Source organism: Janthinobacterium sp. P210006 (genome assembly GCF_036231885.1).
Lineage (GTDB): Bacteria > Pseudomonadota > Gammaproteobacteria > Burkholderiales > Burkholderiaceae_D > Janthinobacterium > Janthinobacterium violaceinigrum.
In genome coordinates this window covers 1-1,409 of sequence record NZ_JAZARD010000012.1, presented here as the reverse complement: position 1 = coordinate 1,409, position 1,409 = coordinate 1, and the positions used below count along the sequence as shown (strand labels likewise).

2 rRNA genes are annotated in these 1,409 nt (G+C 51.0%); both read right to left on the bottom strand.

The features are described from left to right. Positions 1 to 2: 2 nt before the first annotated feature. Positions 3 to 115 (bottom strand): 5S ribosomal RNA (rrf, locus tag VPH41_RS28410). Between the two features lie 138 nt (positions 116 to 253). Beyond that, positions 254 to 1,409 (bottom strand): 23S ribosomal RNA (locus VPH41_RS28405); the annotation flags it as partial.

The following is a 1,409-nucleotide window of genomic DNA, read 5'->3' as shown; positions in this document are numbered from 1 at the left end:
AAGCCTGACGATAACCTACTTTCACACTGGTTGCAGCACTATCATCGGCGCAAAGTTGTTTCACGGTCCTGTTCGGGATGGGAAGGGGTGGGACCAACTTGCTATGGTCATCAGGCATAACTTGTACTGGCATTTGTCCTCAGTGGAGCGACAAAGCCTGAATCTGGAAGAAGCAAAGATTGGGGTAATGAATAGGTGTATCAACACACACGCAACGTTGTACCGTCTTATCCTCTGTACCTGCTAAGGTTATAGGGACAAGCCGTACGGGCAATTAGTACTGGTTAGCTTAATGCATTACTGCACTTCCACACCCAGCCTATCAACGTCCTGGTCTCGAACGACCCTTCAAAGAGCTCAAGGCTCTGGGAAATCTCATCTCAAGGCAAGTTTCCCGCTTAGATGCTTTCAGCGGTTATCTCTTCCGAACTTAGCTACCCGGCAATGCCACTGGCGTGACAACCGGTACACCAGAGGTTCGTCCACTCCGGTCCTCTCGTACTAGGAGCAGCCCCCTTCAAATTTCCAACGCCCACGGCAGATAGGGACCAAACTGTCTCACGACGTTTTAAACCCAGCTCACGTACCACTTTAAATGGCGAACAGCCATACCCTTGGGACCGGCTACAGCCCCAGGATGTGATGAGCCGACATCGAGGTGCCAAACTCCCCCGTCGATATGAACTCTTGGGAGGAATCAGCCTGTTATCCCCAGAGTACCTTTTATCCGTTGAGCGATGGCCCTTCCATACAGAACCACCGGATCACTATGTCCTACTTTCGTACCTGCTCGACTTGTCAGTCTCGCAGTTAAGCACGCTTATGCCATTGCACTATCAACACGATGTCCGACCGTATCTAGCGTACCTTCGAACTCCTCCGTTACACTTTAGGAGGAGACCGCCCCAGTCAAACTGCCTACCATGCACTGTCCCCGATCCGGATAACGGACCAAGGTTAGAACCTCAAACAAACCAGGGTGGTATTTCAAGGTTGGCTCCACGAGAACTAGCGTCCCCGCTTCAAAGCCTCCCACCTATCCTACACAGATTGGTTCAAAGTCCAATGCAAAGCTACAGTAAAGGTTCATGGGGTCTTTCCGTCTAGCCGCGGGTAGATTGCATCATCACAAACATTTCAACTTCGCTGAGTCTCGGGAGGAGACAGTGTGGCCATCGTTACGCCATTCGTGCAGGTCGGAACTTACCCGACAAGGAATTTCGCTACCTTAGGACCGTTATAGTTACGGCCGCCGTTTACTGGGACTTCAATCAAGAGCTTGCACCCCATCATTTAATCTTCCAGCACCGGGCAGGCGTCACACCCTATACGTCCACTTTCGTGTTTGCAGAGTGCTGTGTTTTTATTAAACAGTCGCAGCCACCAGTTTATTGCAACCCTTTCACCCT